The sequence below is a fragment of the Rhodoferax sp. MLSD5-FHT05B10 genome, from assembly GCF_058793415.1.
This window is the reverse complement of sequence record NZ_JBXAFT010000002.1, coordinates 22,192-43,413: the sequence shown is the minus strand read 5'-3', so window position 1 is coordinate 43,413 and position 21,222 is coordinate 22,192. Positions and strand designations below refer to the sequence as shown.

Below are 21,222 nucleotides of genomic sequence, written 5' to 3'. Positions count from 1 at the left end.
TACAATTTCACCATGTTGATTGCAAAGCAAATTCTAGTCAGCGCGCTTGTCCTTGGCGCGGGTGTGTTGAATCTGGCCGGATGCGGCCAGACCGGCAACCTGTATCTGCCCCCGCCACGGCCCACCTCCGCCAAGCCTGCAGGCCCTGCAGCGGCGCCTGCGCCGGCAACTCCCGCCACCTCACCTTCGGAACCCCGCACCCCATGATTTCCACGTCCCTTCCCGGCCAGCCACACATCCACTACGCCAACGGCCAGCTTCATGTGGAAGCCTGCCCGCTGGACGCCCTGGCCAGCGCCCACGGAACGCCGCTGTTCGTCTATTCCAAGGCCTCCATGCTGGACGCCCTGGCCGCTTACCAGCGCGGCTTTGCCGGACGCAACGCGCAGATTTGCTACGCCATGAAAGCCAACTCCACGCTGGGCGTGCTGCAGCTGTTTGCGCAGGCCGGGTGCGGCTTCGATATCGTGTCCGGTGGCGAGCTGGCCCGCGTGCTGGCCGCCGGCGGTGATCCAGCCAAGGTTATCTTCTCCGGCGTGGGAAAAACCCGCCAGGAGATGCGGGAGGCCTTGCAGGCCGGCATTGGCTGCTTCAACGTCGAGAGCGAAGCCGAACTGGACGTCCTCAACACGGTGGCCCTGTCCCTGCAGATGCGCGCTCCGGTAAGCATCCGCGTCAACCCCAACGTCGACCCCAAAACCCACCCCTACATTTCCACCGGGCTCAAGGGCAATAAGTTTGGCATTGCACACGAGCGCACGCTGGCCACGTACCAGCGCGCGGCTTCGCTGCCGGGTCTGCACGTGGTGGGCATCGACTGCCACATCGGCTCCCAGATCACCGAAGAAACGCCCTACCTGGACGCCATGGACCGCATGCTGGACCTGGTGGCGGCCATTGAAGCCGCCGGCATTCCCATCCACCATATCGACTTCGGTGGCGGACTGGGCATCAATTACCAAGGCGACACACCGCCCCCCGCCGACACCCTGTGGGCCAAACTGCTGGCCAAACTCGATGCCCGCGGCTTTGGCCAGCGCAAGCTGATGATCGAGCCCGGACGCTCGCTGGTCGGCAATGCCGGCATCTGCGTCACCGAAGTGCTGTACATGAAACCGGGCGAGCAGAAGAGCTTCTGCATTGTCGACGCCGCCATGAACGACTTGCCGCGCCCGGCGCTCTACCAGGCCTTCCACCAGATCGTGCCGCTGGACCTGCACAAGCAGACCCAGCCCGGCGCGCCGGTGTACGACGTCGTCGGACCCGTATGTGAAAGCGGCGACTGGCTGGGCCACGACCGGCCACTGGCGGTCCAGGCCGGCGACCGGCTGGCCGTGTTGTCGGCGGGTGCCTACTGCATGAGCATGTCCAGCAACTACAACTCACGGCCGCGCGCGGCGGAGATTCTGGTCGATGGCGAGCAGGCCCATCTCATCCGCGCGCGCGACAGCATGGCCGACCAGCTGCGCGGGGAACGTCTGCTGTAGGGAGCGGAGAGCGCACAGAGGTCCGGGCGCGCCACAAGCGCTCCTGTTTTCATAGCTGCTTGCGCAATATTGACGCCGGTTTCGGGGTCTTTTTCCTGATATTCTGGACCAGACGCCAACCCAGCAGGGTCGCCACGATGGCCCCGTAGACCGCGACTTCGGCAAAGTTGTGTTTGCCCGCTCGCATCCAGAAAAAGTGCAGCACGGCCAGCAAGGCAACGGCATACACCAGCCGGTGTAACTGTTGCCACCGCCGTCCGCCCAGGGCCCGGATCGCCCGGTTGAAGGACGTCAGCGCCAGCGGTGTCAGCAGCACGAACGCCGAAAAACCCACCAGGATGAATGGGCGCTTGGCTATGTCGTGGCCAATGTCCGCCACGTCCAGCCCCATATCGAACCAGCCATACGACAGCAGGTGCAGCACCCCGTAGAAATACACAAACAGGCCCGCCATGCGCCGAAAGCGGGCCCATGCCGGCATCTTCGCCACCACACGCAGGGGCGTAATGGCCAGCACCACACAGAGCATGCGCAGGGTCCAGTCCCCGGTGGAGCGCACCAGCGCCTCGGCCGGGTTGGCGCCCAACCGGTCGGTGGCGGTGGCAAAAACCAGCCAACAAAAAGGCAGCAGGGCAACCGTAAACCAGACCGGCTTGGCGAACCGGCCCGCCAGACCGGCAGTGAGCAAGGCACGCACGGCCGTCAGAACAGCCGCTTCAGGTCCATGCCCGCGTACAGCTGTCCTACCTGCGCTTCGTAGCCATTGAACATCAGGGTCTTGCGTCGCTTGCTGAACAGGCCATCTTCTCCGATGCGGCGCTCCGTGGCCTGGCTCCAGCGCGGGTGGTCCACGCTCGGGTTGACGTTGGAATAGAACCCGTATTCATTGGCCGCGGCCTTGTTCCAGGCGGTCGATGGCTGCCGGTCCGTGAAACGGATCTTCACAATGCTCTTGGCACTCTTGAAGCCATACTTCCAGGGCACCACCAGCCGCACCGGTGCGCCGTTCTGGTTGGGCAACACCTCTCCGTACATGCCGAACGTGAGCAGGGTCAGCGGGTGCATCGCCTCGTCCAGACGCAACCCTTCCACATAGGGCCAGTCCAGCACGCGGGAACCCACGTAAGGCATGGTCTTGGGATCGGCCAGGGTCACAAATTCGACGTACTTGGCACTGCCCAGGGGTTCCACCCGCTTGACGAGCTCGGCCAGGGAATAGCCCACCCAGGGAATGACCATGGACCAGCCTTCCACGCAGCGCAAGCGGTAGATGCGCTCCTCCAGGGGACTGAGCTTGAGCAAGTCTTCCAAGGCCAGCTTGCCCGGTTTCTTGACCAGCCCCTCGATCTCCACCGACCAAGGCGCGGTTCGGAGCGTGTGGGCGTTGACGGCCGGGTCGGCCTTGTCGGTGCCGAACTCGTAGAAATTGTTGTAGGTGCTGGCGTCCTTGTACGCCGTCAGCTTTTCCATGGTGCTGGCACCCGCCACGCCAGAGGGCCTGCCCGCCAGTGCCGCCAGCTTGCCCGGACGCGGCACCCCGCTTTGCCCTTGTGCCAGGGCCTGGCGCGATGCCCAGCCCGCCAAGGCGGTGCCGGCAGCCCCGGCCGCCGCCATCCGCAGCAGGTCACGGCGCCCCTCGTACACGGAACGATCGGTAATCTCACTGGCAACCGCGTGGTTGAAACCGTTGCCTGGCGTTTTGATCAGCATGGTGATGTCCTCGTGTCGCGGTGAACCGTCTGAGAACCGCCGGGCTTACAAAGTTCCGTAGCTGTGCAACCCGCTCAGGAACATATTGACGCCAATGAACGCAAAGGTCGTGACAGCCAGGCCGCTCAAAGCCCACCAGGCGGCCACGGTTCCCCGCAAACCCTTCATCAGGCGCATGTGCAGCCAGGCTGCGTAGTTGAGCCAGACAATCAGGGCCCAGGTCTCCTTGGGGTCCCAGCTCCAATAGCCGCCCCAGGCCTCGGCAGCCCACAGCGCCCCCAGCACCGTGGCGATGGTGAAAAAGGCAAAGCCGACGGCAATGGACTTGTACATCACGTCATCGAGCACCTCGAAGGACGGCAACCGTTCCGCCAGACGGCGACGGCCAAACACAATGCTGGCCACGATCAGGGCCGAGATGCCGAAATAGACCGCCCAGTAGTCGCTCATGCCCAGCACGGCGGACTTGCGAAAGACCACCGGCTCAAAACACAGCACCACACCCAACAGCCACAGCGGCGCCAGCTTGTACCAGCGCGTCTCGCCGGCCTGCTGTTTGATGAGGTAGGCAAACGCCACCATGGCTGACAGGGCAAACGTTCCGTAGCCGATGAAATTGGCCGGCACATGCAGCTTCATCCACCAGCTCTTCAGCGCCGGCACCAGTGGCTGGATCTCATGGGCCCCGCGCACCAGGGTGTACCACAGCAGGAACCCTACCGCGGCACTCACCACCAGCATGACGAAGGCGCCCAGCGACCGCGTCTGGTACTGCGCTTCGAAGTACAGGTAGAACGTCGCCGTCAGCCAGCAGAACAGCACAAAGACCTCGTACAGGTTGCTGACCGGAATGTGGCCGATATCGGCCCCCAGCAGATAACTCTCGTACCAGCGCACCATGGTCCCCACCAGGGCCATGGTCACGGCAACCCACAGCAGGCGGGATGCCACCAGCTCCAGGCCCTCGGCGCGGCCCTTCGCAAACACCCCCACCCAGTAAAACGCCGTGCTGGCAAAGAACAACATGCTCATCCAGAGGATGGCCGACTGGCTGGAAAGGAAGTACTTGAGCCAGAACACCGTCTCGGCCCGGTCCAGGCTGCCCTGGTAGGCCACCACCCCCAGGATCGACAGGCCGGCCACCGCCAGCATCAGGATCCGCAAGGGCCGCCAGAACCAGCCCAGCGCAATGGCACTGGGCACGGCGGCCATCAGAATGCCCTTGTCGTACACATCCATGGCACTGCCGTACAGCATGAACGCGTACAGCCCGCCGGCCACGGCCGCGGCGGCAAACAGCCAGTCCAGCCAGTTGCGCTTGGCAAAGTAGCCTTCATTCAGCGTGATGTTGCGGGGCGTTGCCGGCCCCTTGTTCACCATCGTATTCATGTCATTCCTCCTTCAAGCCCAACAAGCGGGATTTGAGCTGTGCAAACTCGCGCTCTCCATCCATCGTCTTGCGGTTGGTCGACAGGGCCATGGTGGCCTGCGAACCCGCCGCAGCGGTTTCCGTGGATGCCACGGGGGCCAACCATATCCACAACCGCCGCTCGCGGATGTAAAGCATGGCAAATACCCCCAGAATCAGCAAGGCGCACCCAAGGTACACCACGTTCTTGCCCGGCGCACGGGCCACCTGGAAAACACTGGCCTGCACCTGGGTAAAGTCCGTCAGCTGCAGAGTCACCGGCGCCGGGTACAGGGGAGCATCGCTCAGCGCCAGCACCGCCTGGGTCATGAAGGCCTGGTTGGTGGCATCGGGCACCAGCGGCTTGAGGCCAGCCTCTTCACGCGCGAGTTGCGCCAGTTCAAAGAGGGCGCCGTTCAGGATACGGATCAGCACTTCTCCTGCCTTGTTGCGCTCTGCCTCCGGCACGTTGGCTTCAATGAAATCGGCAACGGCCTGCAAGCCCGCGGCAGGAGCGGCAGCGGCACTCCGCGTCTCGGTTCCGGCAAACAGCGACAAGGCGCGCGCGGCCGACACACTCAGCTGCTGGACCAGTTCCGGTCGCTTGGCGTCCACCGCCTTGCTGGCATAACGCCGCACCGCCAGATCGCGCATGCGAGGATCGAGCAAGGCCATGCGCAGGCGCATGAACTCGTCCATGGTGCCCTGCGCATCGGCAGGAATCCGCAGATAGCGGAAAGGCTGCGCGGGACTGTCGCGGGTGCCCAGCAGGAACACCGGTACCCCATCGCCCATGTCCACCGGCAGCATGTAGTTGTTGAACTCCCGCGCCTGGCCGGCCGCATCGCGCAGCTTGTAGCTCACGCTGGGACCCACGTTGTGCAATTCCTTCTTGCTGACCGTCTTGTTGGCGGCCCCCATGCGCGCATTGATGGCGTCACGCAGGTCCACTTTGCGCACATCTACCGCAGCATCTCCGCCGTCGCCGAAATTCTCGACGTTGATGACGCGCAAGCCGGTGTACTCCACCGTCAATTGTTCCGCCCCGGGGGTGTTGCCACGGGTCAGCTGGGAAGTGCCACCAATGATCCCCTGCAGATCAAACGGCTTGGCCGGCGCATTCATGGGAACCGCCCGCATGTGCACCGTGGAGCCACCGTCATCGAAACTCGACTGGTAGATCTCGATGCCCCGGTAGCTCGCCGGATGGTTCACCTCCACCCGGGCCGGGATTTTTTCACCGGTCTCCCGGTCGTGGATCACGATGTCGCTGGCAAACAGCTTGGGCATGCCGGTGGAGTAGTACTCGACGACAAATTTCTTCAGCTCCACTGCAAAAGGCAGGGGCTGCAGCACCACACCGTCGGACTGGCTCAGGACGGCCGTGCCGGACTGTGTTCCCTCGGCCACCACCAGATTGCCCCGGAAGGTCGGGTTGCGTGCACTCAGCACATGCTCGGGCGCCACATCGGCAATCATGCCCCCCCCCTTGTAGGGGGTCTTGCCCGTCAAGAGCATCTGGGCACGGACCACCAGGTCGCCATCGAGCAGCCCCCCCAGGCACACCAGCACAATGGCACTGTGCGCGGCAATGTAGCCAATCTTGTTGGCCGACCCGGCCTTGGCGGCCACCATCCAGCCCGCGCCGTCCGGCGTCTCGCGCTGCTGGAGCCGGACTTTCCAGCCGCCGCCCACCAGGAGTTGCCCGATCCGGTGCGCCGCGGATTCCGGCGCGTCCTCCAGCGACGCATGCGCCCGGTGCCCAAACGCCTGCAGGCTTTGCACCCGGATGTTTTCCTTGTAGGACCGCAGATCCGCCAGGATCTTGGGCGTGTTGCGCGCAATGCACAGCGACGTGCTGACCACCAGGAACCCGAGAATGAGCAAGAACCACCAGGCGCTGTAGACGCTGTACAGGCTGACCGCTGCGAACACCTCGGCCCAGAACGGGCCAAACTGGTTGACGTAGTTGCTGAACGGCTCATGCTGCTTGAGTACCGTGCCGATGACGGAGGCGATGCAGATAACCGTCAACAGGGAAATGGCAAACCGCATGGAAGACAGCAGCTCCACGAACGCGCGCCAGGCGCGCGATCCGGTCTTCAGTTCAATACCTTGGGTGGAGACTGTCATGGATAAGTGGCAGGGAGCTCAAAAAAAAAGGGCAGACCATCGCGTGATGCGTCCGCCCCGGTTAGGGTGCACTGTTGCTGTTTGGTTCCGCAAAGAACCAAACTTTCAGGCCAAGTCTTAACGCAGTCCGGCGATGTAGTCCGCCACCGCCTTGATTTCGCGGTCATTCATCTTGGCCGCCACGGCAGTCATCTGCGCGCTGTTCTTGCGCACACCATCACGGAACGCCGTCAACTGCGCCACCGCGTAGTCCGCATGCTGGCCGCTCAAACGGGGATACTGCGCAGGAATGCCGGCGCCATTGGGGCTGTGGCAGCCCGCACAGGCGGCAATCTGGCGATCGGCAATGCCGCCGCGGTAAATGCGCTCACCCAGGGTAACCAGGGTCTTGTCGCTGGCAAAGCCCGGCTTGGCGGTCTTGGTTGCCACCCAGAAAGCCACGTTCTTCATGTCTTCATCGGACAGCATGGAGGCAAAGCCCTTCATGATCGCGTTGGCACGCTTGTCCGACTTGAACTCCTGCAACTGCTTGACCAGGTATTCCGGGTGCTGCTGTGCCAGCTTGGGGTAGGCGGGGGTACCGGAGTTTCCGTCCGCGCCATGGCAAGCCGCGCAGACGGCGCCGAACATCGCCTCGCCTTTGGCCAGATCGGGCTTCACCACCTTGGCAGCGGCTGCCCCGGCATGTGCGGCGGGTTCGGGCTTGGCTTCTTGTGCGAAGACGGAAAAGGGGGCTGCAGCCACGGCGGCGGCGATAAGCAAAGGGGCAATCAACTTCATGGTGCTGTTGTGTCTGGTGAGCAAAACAGCGCCATTCTACAATGGCGCTTCGGGTTTACTGCCTAAATTAATGACCACCACCTCAAACCCACCCCCTTCCTCAGGGGCGGCCACCGCGCCAGCCCTCGACGAAAAGACACAAGCCACCATCGCCTTGGGCTGGCTGCACACGGCCAAATTCCTGACAACCGCGCCGGAATTGCATTTTTTGCCGCCGCTGGAAGTCCCCGAAATTGCCTTTGTCGGGCGTTCCAATGCCGGCAAGTCCACCTGCATCAACACGCTGACGCAGCAGAAGCAACTGGCCTATGCCTCGAAAAAACCCGGCCGCACCCAACACATCAACCTGTTCAGCCTGGGCAAGCAAGGCATCACCGATGCCATCCTGACCGACCTGCCCGGTTACGGTTACGCCGCCGTCCCCAAACACGACAAGATCCGCTGGCAGCAGGTCATGGCCAACTACCTGGTCACCCGCAAGAACCTGACGGGCATCGTTCTCCTGTGTGACCCGCGCCATGGGCTGACCGAGCTGGACGAAATCCTGCTGGATGTCATCCGTCCACGGGTCCAGGAGGGGCTGAAGTTCCTGATCGTGCTGACCAAGGCCGACAAACTGACACGCAGCGAAGCCGCCAAAGTGCTGTCGATCACCAAGCTGCAGGCCGGCGGCGGCGAGGTCATGCTGTTCTCCGCCACCAAACGCAAAGGGGTGGATGACGTGGCCAAGCTGCTGTGGAAATGGACGCACCCCCAGACCACCACCCCCGCGCCTGACGCAGCAACATGATTGAAACTTACCAGCAACCGCTGCCGCACGGCATCACGCTGAGCTGCCGCGCCGCCGGCGAACCGGGGCGGCCGGTACTGCTGTTTTTGCACGGCTTCCCCGAAGGGGCCTTTGTCTGGGACGCCCTGCTGGAGCACTTCGCACAGCCGCAGAACGGCGGCTACCGCTGCGTGGCGCCCAACTTGCGGGGGTTTGAACAATCCAGTGCACCGCAGGAGGTGGCGGCCTACCGTCCCAAGCATCTGGTGCAGGATATTGCCGCGCTGGTAGCCATTGAAACCCGGGGCGCCGCACCTCTGGCCTGCCTGGTGGCACACGACTGGGGTGGCGCCGTGGCCTGGAATTTTGCCAACCAGCACCCCCATCTCGCCCGCAAGCTGGCCATCATCAATTCCCCCCATCCCGGAACCTTCCTGCGGGAACTCAAGAACAACCCGGCGCAGCAGCAAGCCAGCGCCTACATGAACTTCCTAATCCGCGAGGACGCAGAGACCCTGCTGGCCGAGAACGACTACCAACGCTTATGGGGGTTTCTGGCCAACCCGACGGCAGGCAGCCCGCCCCCATCCTGGCTGACTGAAGCCGTAAAGGCCCAGTACCGCAGCGTGTGGGACCGGGGCCTGCGCGGCGGCTGCAACTACTACCGCTCGTCACCGTTGCGGCCACCCCGCCCCCAGGACCCGGCGGCCGCGGCCGTTGATTTGCCTCTCAGCATGTTGACGGTCTCCCTGCCCACCCTGGTGGTCTGGGGGCTCAATGACACGGCACTGCCACCGGAGTTGATTCAGGGGCTCGACGCCTTTGTGCCCAACCTGACACTGCACCGGGTCCCGGACGCCACGCACTGGATCATCCACGAACGCCCCGATCTGGTGACCCGCTTTTTGCAGGACTTACTGCAGGTCGCACCCCACTGAAGGCCAGCGTTCGCACCTGCAGCCGGCCGCCGCTCAATACGGCGGCGCTTCTCCGTGGGGGCGGTCCTTGAACCGCTTGTGCACCCAGTAGTACTGCGCGGGCATGGGATCGATATAGCTTTGCAGTTCCTGGTTCATGTGGGCGGTATCGGCCTCAACATCCGCTGTGGGAAAGTCCGTCCAGGCGGGCAACACCTGCACGTCATAGCCCTGCGGCGTGAGCCGGGTCACCACCGGCACCACCTTGGCACGCCCCAGCTTGGCGAAACGGGACAGGGACGGAACCGTGCAGGCCGGCACACCATAAAAAGGCACAAACAACGACTCCCCGGGGTCGAAGTTCATGTCCGGCAGCAGGTACAGCGGCTCGCCCGTGCGCACCGCCGCCACAATGGGCTTGACACCAGCCAGGCGGGCCACCATCTCGGGATCGCCAAAACGCTGGCGTCCAGCCAGGATCCAGGCGTCCGACACCGCGTTGGCCTGGGCTGAGTAGATGGTGGCAAACCGGCGCGGCACCTGTTGGGTCAACGCCGTCCAGGCAGCGTCCAGCCCCACGAAATGCGGCGCAAACAATACGGTGGGCGCATCGCCCTCCAGTTCCTGCACGGCCCCACCCAAAGATAGACGCGCCCGAACCACGTCCGGCGGGGCGTGCCACAGCCAGCCGCGGTCCAGCCAGCTCTGCGCAAACAGCACGAACACCTGGCGCACGCAGGCACGCCGCTGCGCCTCGCTCCAGTGCGGAAAACACAACCCCAGGTTGATCCACACCACCCGGCGGCGAGAACCCAGCACTCCATAGAGCACCCAGCCCAGCACCCAGCCCAGCGCACGTACCCAGGGCAGCGGCAACCGCGCTGCCCACTGCATCAACACCAAAACGATACGGGTCATGCCGCCACTCTTTCCCTTATGCGCCATCACGTGGCGTCTTGTAGCGGGCATAGCCCCAAAGATACTGGCCGGGCGATTGGCGTATCAGTTGCTCCATGGCGGCATTGATCTGCCTTGCTGCCGCCGGCAGATCGGCCGACAACGGTTCGGCCAGGGGAAGCACATGCACGACATAGCCGCGCCCCCAGGGCAGACGCTCGCCCCAAGCCAGCAGGACCGTGGCACCGGTTTGCGCTGCCAGCCGCACCGACAAGGTCATGGTGTACGCGTCCTTGCCAAAGAATGACGCCCACACGCCCTGCCCCAGGGGCGGAACCTGGTCGGGCAGCAGGCCCACGCACTGCCCCTGCTTGAGCGCTTTGATCATCTGCTTGACGCCCGCCAGCGTGGTGGGCGCCGTGAGCAAACCCGGGCGCGCGCGCGACGAGGTCACCAGCGGTGCCAGCCACGGCTGACGCGGCGGGCGAAACAACACCGTCATGGGCTGCCCTTGTTGCCCGTACCGGGCGGCATAAGCCTGTGCCGTCACCTCGAAACACCCCATGTGCGGCGTCAGGAACACCACGCCTTTCCCGGCCGCCAGCGCAGCCTCCACGTGCTGCGCTCCGTCCCAATGCACGGCCACCGGCCTGCCCATCCACAGCCGCGGCAACTCGCTGACCAGTCGACCGGCGGCCCCGACGGCCGGCACCCAGCCGGCACGCGCCAGGCCGGCCTGCCGGGCGTTGGCCACGAAACGCCTGCGGTAGGTCGGCGACCCCAGGAAAGCCAGCCAGCCCAGCCCCCACCCCAGCCCGTGCAACATCCACAAGGGCAGGAAGGACAATGTTTTGAATAATGAGGTCATGTCTGGGCTAAAATCGGCGCGTCGCTGAGTTACGGAACTACTTGCAGGGCGACGCCCACAGGGGCATTCTTCAACGGGATGCCATTGTGCCTTGTCACTACCGACAAATCTGCTAAAGCGTTCGCCGAAGCTCCAAAGCCCAAGCAACGCGACTTGATGTTTTTTTGGAGTTATTACCCATGGCGAACGATTTTCTCTTTACATCCGAGTCGGTCTCTGAAGGCCACCCCGACAAGGTCGCCGACCAGATTTCCGATGCCATCCTGGACGCGATCTTCAAGCAGGACCCACGCAGCCGTGTGGCCGCCGAGACCCTGACCAACACCGGTCTGGTCGTGCTGGCCGGCGAGATCACCACCAACGCGCACGTGGACTACATCCAGGTGGCGCGCGACACCATCAAGCGCATCGGCTACGACAACACCGAGTACGGCATCGACTACAAGGGTTGCGCCGTGCTGGTGGCCTACGACAAGCAGTCCAACGACATCGCCCAGGGCGTGGACCACGCGTCCGACGACCACCTCAACACCGGTGCCGGTGACCAGGGCCTGATGTTCGGCTACGCCTGCGACGAAACGCCCGAGCTGATGCCCGCGCCCATCTACTACGCCCACCGCCTGATGGAGCGCCAGGCCCAGCTGCGCAAGGACGGCCGCCTGCCCTTCCTGCGCCCGGATGCCAAGAGCCAGGTCACCATGCGCTATGTGGACGGCAAGCCCCACAGCATCGACACCGTGGTGCTCTCCACCCAGCACAGCCCCGACCAGTCGGAAACCCAGACCACGATGAAGGCCTCGTTCACCGAGGCCGTCATCGAAGAGATCATCAAACCGGTGCTGCCCAAGGAATGGCTCAAGGACACCAAGTACCTAGTCAACCCCACCGGCCGTTTTGTCATCGGCGGCCCGCAGGGCGACTGCGGCCTGACCGGTCGCAAGATCATTGTGGACACCTACGGCGGCGCCTGCCCCCACGGTGGTGGCGCATTCTCCGGCAAGGACCCCAGCAAGGTGGACCGCTCGGCGGCCTACGCGGCCCGCTATGTGGCCAAGAACATCGTGGCCGCGGGCCTGGCCAAGCAGTGCCAGATCCAGGTTGCCTATGCCATTGGCGTGGCCCGCCCCATGAACGTGACGGTCTACACCGAAGGCACGGGCGTGATCCCCGACGATCAGATCGCCGCCCTGGTCACCGAGTACTTCGACCTGCGCCCCAAGGGCATCATCCAGATGCTGGACCTGCTGCGCCCGATCTACGAAAAGACGGCCGCCTACGGTCACTTCGGCCGCGAAGAGCCCGAATTCGCCTGGGAGCGCACCGACAAGGCCCGCTTCCTGCGCGACGCCGCCGGTCTGAAATAAGCGCCCATGAAACTGCAGACACAACGCTTCATTGACCGCTGGGTGGGCCAGGCTCTGTGCAGCGTGGTGTCTGCGTGGGTGCGCGTCACCGGCCTGTTCACGGCACCGGCCCGCATTGGGCCGGCTCCCAGGAACATCCTGGTCATCCTGCTCTCCGAGATGGGCAGCATCGTGCTGGCCGGCCCGATGTTTGCCCAGTTGCGTCGCCAGTACCCGGGGGCAGCCATCCACATCCTGCAACTCAAGAAGAACCAGGAAGTCACCAAGCTGCTGCAACTGACAGCGCCCGAGTACATGCACAGCTTGGACGACAGCTCGGGCGGCTCACTGGTGCGCGACATCCTGGCGGTCAGCCTGAAGATGCGCCGCATGGGGCTGGACGCCGTCATCGACTGCGAACTGTTCTCGCGCGTCAGCGCCCTGTTGTCGTTTTCCACCGGCGCACCGGTGCGTGTGGGCTTTACGCCGCACACGCAGGAAGGCCTGTACCGCGGCAGCTTCATTAACCACGCCATTCCCTACAACCCGTACCAGCACATCAGCAAGCAGTTCCTGTCGCTGGTGGATGCGCTGCAGGCGAGCGACCCCATGCCGCGCAACAAGGCAGCGCCCATCCGCGACGTACCCGCCGAGCCGGAGCTGTCCGTAGTCTTCACGCCCGAAGAACTGGCTGCCTACCGCAGCAAGGTCGAAGCCGACCATCCCGTGACGTGCACGCGCAAGCTGGTATTGGTCTATGCCGGCGGTGGCATCCTGCCCGAGCGCGCCTGGCCCGCCGCCCATTACGCCCGCGTGGTGCAGGGCCTGTGCGCGGCCGGCCATGCCGTGGGCCTGATCGGCCTGAAGGACGACGCCGTACTGGCGCGCGATCTCAAGGCGCAGGTCGGCAGCGATGCCTGCCTCGACCTCACCGGTTACACCAAGAGCATCCGCGAACTGCTGATGCTGATGCACGCCAGCCGCCTGCTCATCACCAACGACGGCGGCCCCAGCCATTTCGCCACCGTCACCCCCATCCAGACCATGGTGTTCTTCGGCCCCGAAACCGGCAGGCTGTACGGCCCGCTGGGCCAGCGCACCATCATTCTGGAAAGCGGCATTGCCTGCTCGCCCTGCCTGTCGGCCTACAACCACCGCCTGACCTTCTGCGATGGCGACAACCAGTGCCTCAAGCGCATTGCGCCCGACCCGGTGCTGGAGCAGGCCCTGGCCTTTTTGCGCGACGGCAGCGCCCCTGCCACGGCGGGCAGCACAGGCGCTGCGGCATGAGCGGCCATTCGGGATTGCAGCGCGCCGTGCTGTGGGCGCTGGACTGGATCGAGCGCTACCGCTACATAAAATTCGGCATCGTCGGCGCCAGCGGCACCGTGGTCAACCTGGTAGTGCTGCACCTAGGCCACGAATACCTCTTCAACGCCATCGAGGCTTCGTACAACAAGCCCTACCTCTCGCTGGCGCTGGCCATCGCCCTGGCCACGCTGAACAACTTCACCTGGAACCGGCTGTGGACCTGGTCCGACCGCGTGCGCACGCTGGAGGCCGGCGAGGCCCAGCCCGTCAGCCTGCGCGTGCTGGGCATGGAGTTCGGCCAGTACATCACGGCGTCGGCCTTCGGCAGTGCCCTGCAATACGTGCTGACGCTGTTGCTGTCGGGCAGCATGGACTACCGCCTGGCCAACATCATCGCCATCATCGCCGCCAGCGTGAGCAACTTCCTGGCCAACGACCGCTGGACCTTCAAGCGCCACGGAAAATGAGGCTCCCACGCCCCACCGCGCGCGTCACCCCTTAAACTCTGCCGCCATGATCTCCAACCGCTCGCCCCTGCCCTGGCCCTGGTTGGCACTGCTGGCCCTGGTGGCGGGTCTGTACCTGTACGGCCTGGGCAGCGTCTACGCGCCCACCAATGGCGACGAGATGGTCTACATCCACATCGCCCGCATGACCGCCGAGTCTGGCCACTGGCTGCCCCTGCAGTCCGAGATCATTGCCACGCGCAACACCAAGCCCCCACTGCTGTTCTGGCAGGCCATGGTCGCGGGCGACTGGGGCCAGCACTGGTCCCTGCTGACGCTGCGCCTGCCCAGCATCGTCTACACCTTTCTCACCACCGCCCTGCTGGCGCTGGCCACGCTGCGCATCAGCGGCCGGCTGCGCACCGCCTGCCTGGCCGCCGCGCTGTACCTGCTGTATTTTTCGACCTTCCGCTACGGGCGGGTGTACCTGACCTCGGCCCCCGAAACCTTCTGGCTGACCCTGCCCCTGTTCTGGCTGCTGTGGCTGCGCCTGCGCACGACCGGCCTCTACGCCCGCCCGGCGCCAGCCCCCGGCTTCGTCACCTACACGCTGCTGGGCGTGGCCATGGGGTTGGGCGCCGCCTACAAATCCTTCGCCCTGGTGGCGCCGGCGGCGGCCGCCCTGTGGTGCGCCACCCTGCTGAGTGAGTCGCGCCTGCGCGGGTCGGTCGTCGTGCGGACCACGCTGGGCATTGGCTGGAGCACCGTGATCGGCGTGGCCATCTTCGCCCTGTGGTTTGTGTTCGACCCGGACCCGGCCTCGGTCTGGCAGGAGTTCGTGGTGGCCGAGAACGCCGGCAAGATGTCGGGTACGCAGGGTTACTGGCAGGCCGCGCTGTCTGGGGCCTACCCCATGTGGACGCAATTGCTGGCCTATCCGGAAAACGCCGGCCTGCTGCTGTTTACCGTGCTGGGCCTGGGTTGGGTGGGCTTGCGCAGCGCCTTCCAGCGGCAGACCTATGCGCGGCTGGCGCCCTGGCAGTGGATTCTGCTGGCGTGGCTGGCGGTGTGGCTCATCATCTTCACCATTCCCAGCCAGCGCTCGGCGCGCTATGTCATCCCGGCCATGCCGGCACTGGCCATTGTCATGGCGCTGGCATGGGAACGCATCGCCCGCCCCTGGTTCTGGATCACCCTGCTGATCACGCTGCCGGCATTCACCGTGCTGGGGCGCATTGCCTGGGTCATTGCCGGCATGGACGTCGGCTCCACCGGCATGCTCGTCGCCACCCTGCTGGCCGCCGGCGTGGGCACAGGAGCCGCACTGGCGGGCCTGCTGAACCCGGCCTGGACCCGCAACGCCACCCTGCTGGCCTGCCTGGCCGTGTATGCCACCTTCGGCCTCATGGTGGCGCCCTTGAGCACACCCACAGCCGACTACAGCCCCGCCGTGCAAGCCCGCATGCAGGGCCGGCGCGTGGCCGTGCCCAACGGCTTCACCGGCCAGTACGAGCGTTTCCACTTTGTTCTGCCGGGCGCACGCATCACGCCCTACGACGCCGAAGGACGCAACACCGGCGCCCTCCAGCCCGATCTGCCGCCCGCCGAACGGCTGGACTTCCTGCTCGCCCAGTTCGATGCCGTGGTGTGGCTGCAAGACAGCCTGGACCAGCCCCAACCCTCGTGTGTGCCGCACTGCACGGTGGTGGGCGAGCGCTGGCACATCAAGAGCCGCCACAAGAGCGGCGAAGTCACGCTGGACAACCTGTGGTATCCGCAGCAGTGGTTGTTTAGGCGCGAGTGGCTGGTGGAAAAGACAAGCCCCTAAGCGGATATGCTCTGTTTTTGATAGCTGATCACGCAATACCCACAAGGGCCATCGCGTGATTAGGATCGAATTCTCAGTTCAGGTGCGCCGCCAGATCGCCCGCAGCAGGTACCCGTGCAGCACCAGCCACAGCCAGGGGTCCAGCACCGCATCCCACACATTGCCGCTGGGCAGGCGCAGAACCGCAAACACCAGCACCGCCAGGGGCACCAGCCAGGGCCGCCGCCCGTCCCGCCACAGCACCCACGGCAAGGCCGCCGCCAGTAGCACCAGTGCCGTGACCAGCGGGCTGAAGCCCCAGGCATACAGTGGCACGGGGAGCCGGGCGAAGGTGTCAGCCAGCAAAGCCCAGCCGGCGCCCACGCCCAGCACCGTCAGGGCCAGGGCACTGCGCTGCGCGGGTTGCGGCCTGTGCGCGGGCGTGCGCGCCAGTCGGTCCCACAGCAGTCCGGCAGACAGCAAGGTCGTCACCAGGCTGGGCGCCTGAAACGCCAACCCCAGCCAGTAGTCGGGGGTGAAAGCCCCCGGCAGCCACGCCCACAGGGCCAGGAGCAGTGCCACGCCGGCCTGCACGCCTGGGCGCGACGTCCAGCGCGCCACACCCCATGCTCCCAGCCACGCCAATACCACGCTCCACCCCAGGCTCAGGTTCACCTCCACCAACCCAGCCTGCGGCAGCACCGGGGCGTCGGTGGCCAGCAGAGGCGCCAACCAATCCCAGGCCAGCGCGCTCATGGTTTGCCTCCCGCCGGCGCCGGGCCGACCGCAAAACGCTGCCAGGCAATGCGTTCGCGGTCCACGGTATAGCTGAGCCACAAGCTGCCATCGGCCCAGGTCAGGGCCGGATAGGAAAACTCATCCTCCGGTTTCCCACGCTCCAGGGTGTTCAGCACGGTCCAGTTGCGGCCATCCTGAGAGTAGCTCAGGTCCAGCGTGGCACGCGACCCCGGCGACGAGTTGTGCGCCAGCAGCATCCGGCCCGGCGCCACGCCCAGGCCCGCCACCGCAGAGTCCGGGTTGTCCAGCGCCAGATCGGGCAGGTCACTCCAGTGCCGGCCGCCATCGGTGGTACGCGCCACCCCGATCTTGCCGCTGGGGCGTTCGTCGCGCATCAGGGCCAGCCACTCCTGGGGCGACTGCATCAGCAGCGTGGGTTGCAGCAGGTAAGGCCGTTGCGACAGGCGCACCATGCCCTTGAAGGCCCCGTGGGCGTCAAACCGCGCGGCGCTGGGGTATTTGATGCCCAGCTCAAAATGCAGGGGCAAGACCATGCCGCCGTCGGCCAGCGGCAGCGGCGCGTTGCGCACCAGAAAGCTGGTGTTCCAGAACCACGAAAGGGGCAGTACGCGCACCGGGGCGAACGTCAGATCGGCCAGCGCATTGCTGCTGCTGGTCTGACGAACCTGCAGGATGCGCGACGCGGCCCAGCCGCCCCAGCCGGTGGCCACCACAAACAGGTTGATCTTTCCATCACCGTCCATCCAGGCAACGGGGTTACCCAGTCGGCGCAAGCCTTGGCCCAGCTGCGCCCCCATCACCTGCCGGTTCACCACCGCGCGGGGGGGCAACCACCGCTGCGTGGCGCGGTCGAACTGCGAGGCCGCAATCTGCACCTGGGGCCCGCTCTCGCGTTCACCCGAAAACCAGAACACCGTGAGCGCGGCCGCGTGGCCGGGTGGCATGGGCAGCAACGAACTGGCGTGCGCCGCCGCCGCATCGGGGGGCATGGGAATGGGCCCACGTGCCACCACGTGCAGCACCGGGTTGGCCGGCAAGGGCGCGCCGCTCCAGACGGCCGCTGCCGCCGGGACCGGGGCCCGCTGCCCGGCATCCAGCGCCAGCAGCACCACCGCGCCCAGCACGGCAGCCAGCAGGCGCCCAAAAACCGACCGGAAAAAGAAAAAAGACGACAACAAGAAGCACCCGCAACACGCCAACGTGGCTATCTTAGTGGCAGGTGCCCCCTACGCCGCCGGCTGGCGGCAAGATTCTGCCGTCGGGCCCGCGTTTACTGCTTGGGGTAGACCACGTCGGCGCGGCGGTTTTGCGACCAGGCGGCTTCGTTGTGGCCGGCAGCCTTGGGCTTCTCTTCACCCCAGCTGGTGGCTTCCAGCTGGCTGTCCTTGACGCCGTACACCTTCAGTGCCCGCACCACGGCTTCAGCCCGCTTCTGGCCCAGCGCCAGGTTGTACTCGGCACCACCCCGTTCGTCGGAATTGCCTTCAATCTTCACCGCCACGCCCGGGTTGCGGGCCAGGAACTTGCCGTGCAGTTCCAGCACCGATTCAAACTCCTTCTTGACAGAAAAATCGTCAAAATCGAAGTAAACGCTGCGTTTGGTGGACAACGCGCTGTTGGCATCCAGGTACGGCGGGGTGACCATGGTCACGGCCTGGGTGCTGGCAGCCGGTGCAGCCGCCACCGCCGGGGCCGCCGGAGCGGTTTGCCCCGCATCCGAAGTTGCCACCGGCGTGCTGCTGCAAGCAGCCAGCAAGGCAGCAACGCCCGATACAAAAATGGCGGTTTTAACGAAACGCATGGTGTGTTCTCCGTGGTCCAGGTCCGGACCGGTCTAGGGGTTAAGGGATGGGCTGAATTATATTCAGCCTGAATTTGTGCAAATGTTTTGCACAAAGTTCCGCGAACCGGCCAGATAATGGGCGCCGATGCGCTTCCCCTTCCGTTTTCTGCTGTCCCTGGTGCCGGGCGTGGTCCTGCTGGGCATGGCCCCGCCCGCCAGCGGCGAGCCCTTGCTGGCGGCCACCGCCTTTGGCATGAGCGAACCGCAGCTGCTGTCGACCCTGCCGGAGCTCCAGCGCCTGCACCGGCCGCTGCCGGGCCCGGGCGGTTCGCGCGGGCTGTGGACCCTGCCGCGCACCACCGTGGCCCAGCACCCATTTGACACCGTGTTTTACTTTCGCAACCACCAGTTGCAGCGCATCGAGCAGACCTGGGTGTCGTCCGCCCAACCCTGCGACGCCCGCGCCGTGTTTGAGGACGTCACCCGCGAAGTCCAGGCCCGGTACGGCGCGTCGGTGGTCCGGGGCAGCGACACCCTGACCGCCGAAACCGGCGACACGGCCCTGTGGGTGGCCGATGACACCGACCTGCTGGCCATCGTGCAGGACACGGCCACGCGCTGCGCGGTGCGCCTGGTCAACAAACCCCGCACCCTGAAGGACGATTCCGAGCTCTGAGCGCACGCCCGGGTCAATCCCCGGACAATGGCAACTCCCATGTCCCCGATGGAGTCCCCATGCCAAACCACCCCGTGATACAGGTCCAGCCCCTGGGCTTCCCCTGGCAGACCCTCGACCCGTTCCTGTTCTGCGTACACCACGACGACGCCTATCCGCGTGGCAATGCGCGCCAGGGGCCGGATGCCTCGCTGGCCGGGCGCGACCTGGGGCAGGACTTCGGCCGCAAGGACGGCTGGAGCATGTACCACGGCACCACCGTGCCGGGCTTTCCGGCGCATCCGCACCGGGGCTTCGAGACGGTCACCATCGTGCGCCAAGGGCTGATTGACCACTCCGACTCGCTGGGCGCCACCGCCCGTTTCGGTGGCGGCGACGTGCAATGGCTCACCGCCGGCAAGGGCGTGGTGCATTGCGAGATGTTTCCCCTGGTCCACCCCGAGCAACCCAACCCGCTGGAGCTGTTCCAGATCTGGCTCAACCTGCCAGCCCGCCACAAGATGGTGGAGCCGCACTTCACCATGCTGTGGCGCGAGGCGATTCCCCGCCTGCAGTTCCAGGACGCGCAAGGGAAAACCACCGAGGTGGTGTGCGTGGCCGGTGCTCTGGCCGGTCAACGGGGCCTGCCGCCCCCGCCCGATTCCTGGGCCTCGGCACCGGAAGCCGACCTGGCCATCTACACCATCCGGATGGCGCCCGGCGCCCGCTGGACCCTGCCCGCCGCCGCGGGCGCCGGCACGCGCCGCCAGCTGTATTTTTTCCAGGGGTCCGCGCTGTCCATCGGCGGACAGGCCGTGCCGCCCGCGTCCGCCATTGAAGTGCACGCGGGCCAGGACGTCGAGCTGGTCAACGGCGCCGATACCGCCGAACTGCTGGTGCTGCAAGGCAGGCCCCTGGGCGAACCGGTGGCCCAATATGGCCCGTTTGTCATGAACACCCAGGCCGAAATCCAGCAGGCGTTTGCCGACTACCGCCGCACCGGATTCGGCGGCTGGCCCTGGTCGCAACCCGACCCGGTTCACCCGCGCGACCAGGGCCGCTTTGCGCTGCATGCCGACGGACGGCGGGAAGAACGGTAGCCGGCCGGTTGGAACTTTTCGGGCCGTCCCGTATCATTCAACCATGCGTGTGCTGTTTGCCATTCTCCTGATCGCTTTGCTGCCCCTGCGCGGTTGGGCGACGGACGCCATGGCCGTGAACATGCTGGGACATGCGCCGAATGCTACAAAAACCATAGCTATTCACGCAATGTTTACGGGCTCTGAAAGCCATGAACATGCCAAAAATGCGATGACCGCCCATGCCGGATGCCAGGAGCACGCCCAGGACGGCAGCGCCAGCGACCCGACACCCAACCCCCATGGGGCCACCGGGCACACACAGCACAGTAGTTGCACCGCCTGCCAGACCTGCTCGGCCACCCCCGTGGCCCTGCAGCCCGGTGTGCCGCCCCTGCCGTTGACGCTCCACAGCGTGCCCCGTTACGCGGATGCCGCCTTTGCCAGCGCAGAGCCTGCGCGCGGCTTCAAACCCCCCATTTCCTGATTCCGTCGCCCGAGGTGCGTCCGCAGCGTGCTGGCCATGGCCCGCGTGCGCCGGCGTGCATGTCCCCGTTCACAGGAAAAAAACCACCATGCAAAGACGATTTTTTGTGCGCCACTTCCTGGCGCTGGCCGGCACCGCCACGCTGGCCACCCGCCTGCAGGCCCAGACCCGCAGCCGACCCCAGCCCAACGTCGAGGTCTGGAAAGACCCCAACTGCGGCTGCTGCGAAGACTGGGTGAGCCATATGCGCGCCAACGGATTCACCGTGCAGGTCCACAACAGCGGCAACACCGCCGCCCGGGCCCGCCTGGGTGTACCGAACGCGCTGGGCTCCTGCCACACCGCCCAGGTGGGCGGCTACGCCCTGGAAGGGCATGTGCCGGCCCACGACATCCACCGGCTGCTCATGGAGCGGCCCAACGCCATCGGCCTGGCTGTGCCCGGCATGCCCATCGGTTCGCCCGGCATGGATGGCGCCGTGTATGGCGGCCGCAAGGACGTCTATTCCGTGCTGCTCATCCAGCGCGGCGGCGGCACCCGCGTCTACCAAAGCTACCCGCGGGGCTAGGCCACCGCTGCCCGG

General features: G+C 65.5%; 22 protein-coding genes. 12 read left to right on the top strand and 10 right to left on the bottom strand.

Features of this window, described 5'->3' with window-relative positions:
- Positions 1-12 precede the first annotated feature (12 nt).
- Together lptM and lysA are read left to right on the top strand one after the other, a co-directional pair.
- On the top strand, positions 13-207 hold the full coding sequence (lptM, locus tag AC1Q5W_RS02805) for an LPS translocon maturation chaperone LptM (RefSeq protein WP_492643964.1): 195 nt from the start codon (positions 13-15) through the stop codon (positions 205-207).
- On the top strand, positions 204-1,487 hold the full coding sequence (lysA, locus tag AC1Q5W_RS02800) for a diaminopimelate decarboxylase (protein ID WP_492643965.1): 1,284 nt from the start codon (positions 204-206) through the stop codon (positions 1,485-1,487). The genes lptM and lysA overlap by 4 nt, the downstream gene beginning before the upstream one ends.
- A gap of 49 nt (positions 1,488-1,536) precedes the next feature.
- Here lysA and msrQ read toward each other — a convergent pair whose 3' ends face one another.
- The 5 genes from msrQ to AC1Q5W_RS02775 form a co-directional block, all read right to left on the bottom strand.
- On the bottom strand, positions 1,537-2,193 hold the full coding sequence (msrQ, locus tag AC1Q5W_RS02795; RefSeq protein ID WP_492646124.1) for a protein-methionine-sulfoxide reductase heme-binding subunit MsrQ: 657 nt from the start codon (positions 2,191-2,193) through the stop codon (positions 1,537-1,539).
- Positions 2,190-3,197, bottom strand: a complete 1,008-nt coding sequence (gene msrP / locus AC1Q5W_RS02790; RefSeq protein WP_492643966.1) for a protein-methionine-sulfoxide reductase catalytic subunit MsrP — start codon at positions 3,195-3,197, stop codon at positions 2,190-2,192. Before msrP ends, msrQ begins: the two co-directional genes overlap by 4 nt.
- Positions 3,198-3,242: 45 nt before the next feature.
- Positions 3,243-4,577, bottom strand: coding sequence for a c-type cytochrome biogenesis protein CcsB (ccsB, locus tag AC1Q5W_RS02785; RefSeq protein ID WP_492646125.1), 1,335 nt, complete (start codon positions 4,575-4,577; stop codon positions 3,243-3,245).
- Positions 4,578-4,587: 10 nt separating this feature from the next.
- Complete coding sequence (locus tag AC1Q5W_RS02780) at positions 4,588-6,738, bottom strand: cytochrome c biogenesis protein ResB (protein WP_492643967.1); 2,151 nt, start codon at positions 6,736-6,738, stop codon at positions 4,588-4,590.
- A gap of 117 nt (positions 6,739-6,855) precedes the next feature.
- Positions 6,856-7,518, bottom strand: a complete 663-nt coding sequence (locus tag AC1Q5W_RS02775) for a c-type cytochrome (protein ID WP_492643968.1) — start codon at positions 7,516-7,518, stop codon at positions 6,856-6,858.
- 70 nt (positions 7,519-7,588) lie between these two features.
- Between AC1Q5W_RS02775 and yihA the strand changes: the two genes are divergently transcribed.
- Together yihA and AC1Q5W_RS02765 are read left to right on the top strand one after the other, a co-directional pair.
- Entirely contained in the window at positions 7,589-8,308 is a 720-nt protein-coding gene (gene yihA, locus AC1Q5W_RS02770) for a ribosome biogenesis GTP-binding protein YihA/YsxC (protein WP_492643969.1), read from the top strand.
- A complete protein-coding gene (locus AC1Q5W_RS02765) occupies positions 8,305-9,225 on the top strand; it encodes an alpha/beta fold hydrolase (RefSeq protein WP_492643970.1) in 921 nt (306 codons plus the stop codon). The genes yihA and AC1Q5W_RS02765 overlap by 4 nt, the downstream gene beginning before the upstream one ends.
- A gap of 33 nt (positions 9,226-9,258) precedes the next feature.
- Here the strand turns inward: AC1Q5W_RS02765 and AC1Q5W_RS02760 are convergent, their stop codons facing one another.
- Positions 9,259-10,122, bottom strand: a complete 864-nt coding sequence (locus tag AC1Q5W_RS02760; RefSeq protein ID WP_492643971.1) for a lysophospholipid acyltransferase family protein — start codon at positions 10,120-10,122, stop codon at positions 9,259-9,261.
- A 16-nt stretch (positions 10,123-10,138) separates the two neighbouring features.
- Complete coding sequence (locus AC1Q5W_RS02755) at positions 10,139-10,969, bottom strand: lysophospholipid acyltransferase family protein (protein ID WP_492643972.1); 831 nt, start codon at positions 10,967-10,969, stop codon at positions 10,139-10,141.
- Between the two features lie 179 nt (positions 10,970-11,148).
- On the opposite strand from AC1Q5W_RS02755, the gene metK reads away from it, so the two are divergent.
- From metK to AC1Q5W_RS02735, 4 genes are read left to right on the top strand one after another with little or no spacing between them, the layout of a single operon-like run.
- Positions 11,149-12,333 carry a methionine adenosyltransferase gene (gene metK / locus AC1Q5W_RS02750; protein ID WP_492643973.1) on the top strand — a complete coding sequence of 395 codons (1,185 nt, stop codon included), beginning with the start codon at positions 11,149-11,151 and terminating at the stop codon, positions 12,331-12,333.
- 6 nt (positions 12,334-12,339) lie between these two features.
- The gene (locus AC1Q5W_RS02745) at positions 12,340-13,602 is read left to right on the top strand and encodes a glycosyltransferase family 9 protein (protein ID WP_492643974.1); all 1,263 of its coding nucleotides are present in this window, start codon (positions 12,340-12,342) and stop codon (positions 13,600-13,602) included.
- A complete protein-coding gene (locus AC1Q5W_RS02740) occupies positions 13,599-14,090 on the top strand; it encodes a GtrA family protein (RefSeq protein ID WP_492643975.1) in 492 nt (163 codons plus the stop codon). The genes AC1Q5W_RS02745 and AC1Q5W_RS02740 overlap by 4 nt, the downstream gene beginning before the upstream one ends.
- 46 nt (positions 14,091-14,136) lie before the next feature.
- Positions 14,137-15,897 (top strand): phospholipid carrier-dependent glycosyltransferase, encoded by a 1,761-nt coding sequence (locus AC1Q5W_RS02735; RefSeq protein ID WP_492643976.1) that lies wholly within the window; start codon positions 14,137-14,139, stop codon positions 15,895-15,897.
- A 78-nt stretch (positions 15,898-15,975) separates the two neighbouring features.
- Here AC1Q5W_RS02735 and AC1Q5W_RS02730 read toward each other — a convergent pair whose 3' ends face one another.
- From AC1Q5W_RS02730 to pal, 3 genes are all read right to left on the bottom strand, one after another.
- On the bottom strand, positions 15,976-16,632 hold the full coding sequence (locus tag AC1Q5W_RS02730) for a hypothetical protein (protein WP_492643977.1): 657 nt from the start codon (positions 16,630-16,632) through the stop codon (positions 15,976-15,978).
- A complete protein-coding gene (locus AC1Q5W_RS02725) occupies positions 16,629-17,813 on the bottom strand; it encodes an exo-alpha-sialidase (RefSeq protein ID WP_492643978.1) in 1,185 nt (394 codons plus the stop codon). Before AC1Q5W_RS02725 ends, AC1Q5W_RS02730 begins: the two co-directional genes overlap by 4 nt.
- A 92-nt stretch (positions 17,814-17,905) precedes the next feature.
- Positions 17,906-18,436, bottom strand: coding sequence for a peptidoglycan-associated lipoprotein Pal (pal, locus tag AC1Q5W_RS02720; protein WP_492643979.1), 531 nt, complete (start codon positions 18,434-18,436; stop codon positions 17,906-17,908).
- Positions 18,437-18,563: 127 nt separating this feature from the next.
- Here pal and AC1Q5W_RS02715 point away from each other — a divergent pair, with 127 nt between their 5' ends.
- From AC1Q5W_RS02715 to AC1Q5W_RS02700, 4 genes are all read left to right on the top strand, one after another.
- The gene (locus AC1Q5W_RS02715) at positions 18,564-19,094 is read left to right on the top strand and encodes a hypothetical protein (protein ID WP_492643980.1); all 531 of its coding nucleotides are present in this window, start codon (positions 18,564-18,566) and stop codon (positions 19,092-19,094) included.
- A 59-nt stretch (positions 19,095-19,153) separates the two neighbouring features.
- Positions 19,154-20,173 carry a pirin family protein gene (locus AC1Q5W_RS02710; RefSeq protein ID WP_492643981.1) on the top strand — a complete coding sequence of 340 codons (1,020 nt, stop codon included), beginning with the start codon at positions 19,154-19,156 and terminating at the stop codon, positions 20,171-20,173.
- A 43-nt stretch (positions 20,174-20,216) separates the two neighbouring features.
- A complete protein-coding gene (locus AC1Q5W_RS02705; protein WP_492643982.1) occupies positions 20,217-20,639 on the top strand; it encodes a hypothetical protein in 423 nt (140 codons plus the stop codon).
- 88 nt (positions 20,640-20,727) lie between these two features.
- Positions 20,728-21,207 carry a DUF411 domain-containing protein gene (locus tag AC1Q5W_RS02700; RefSeq protein WP_492643983.1) on the top strand — a complete coding sequence of 160 codons (480 nt, stop codon included), beginning with the start codon at positions 20,728-20,730 and terminating at the stop codon, positions 21,205-21,207.
- Positions 21,208-21,222 lie beyond the last annotated feature (15 nt).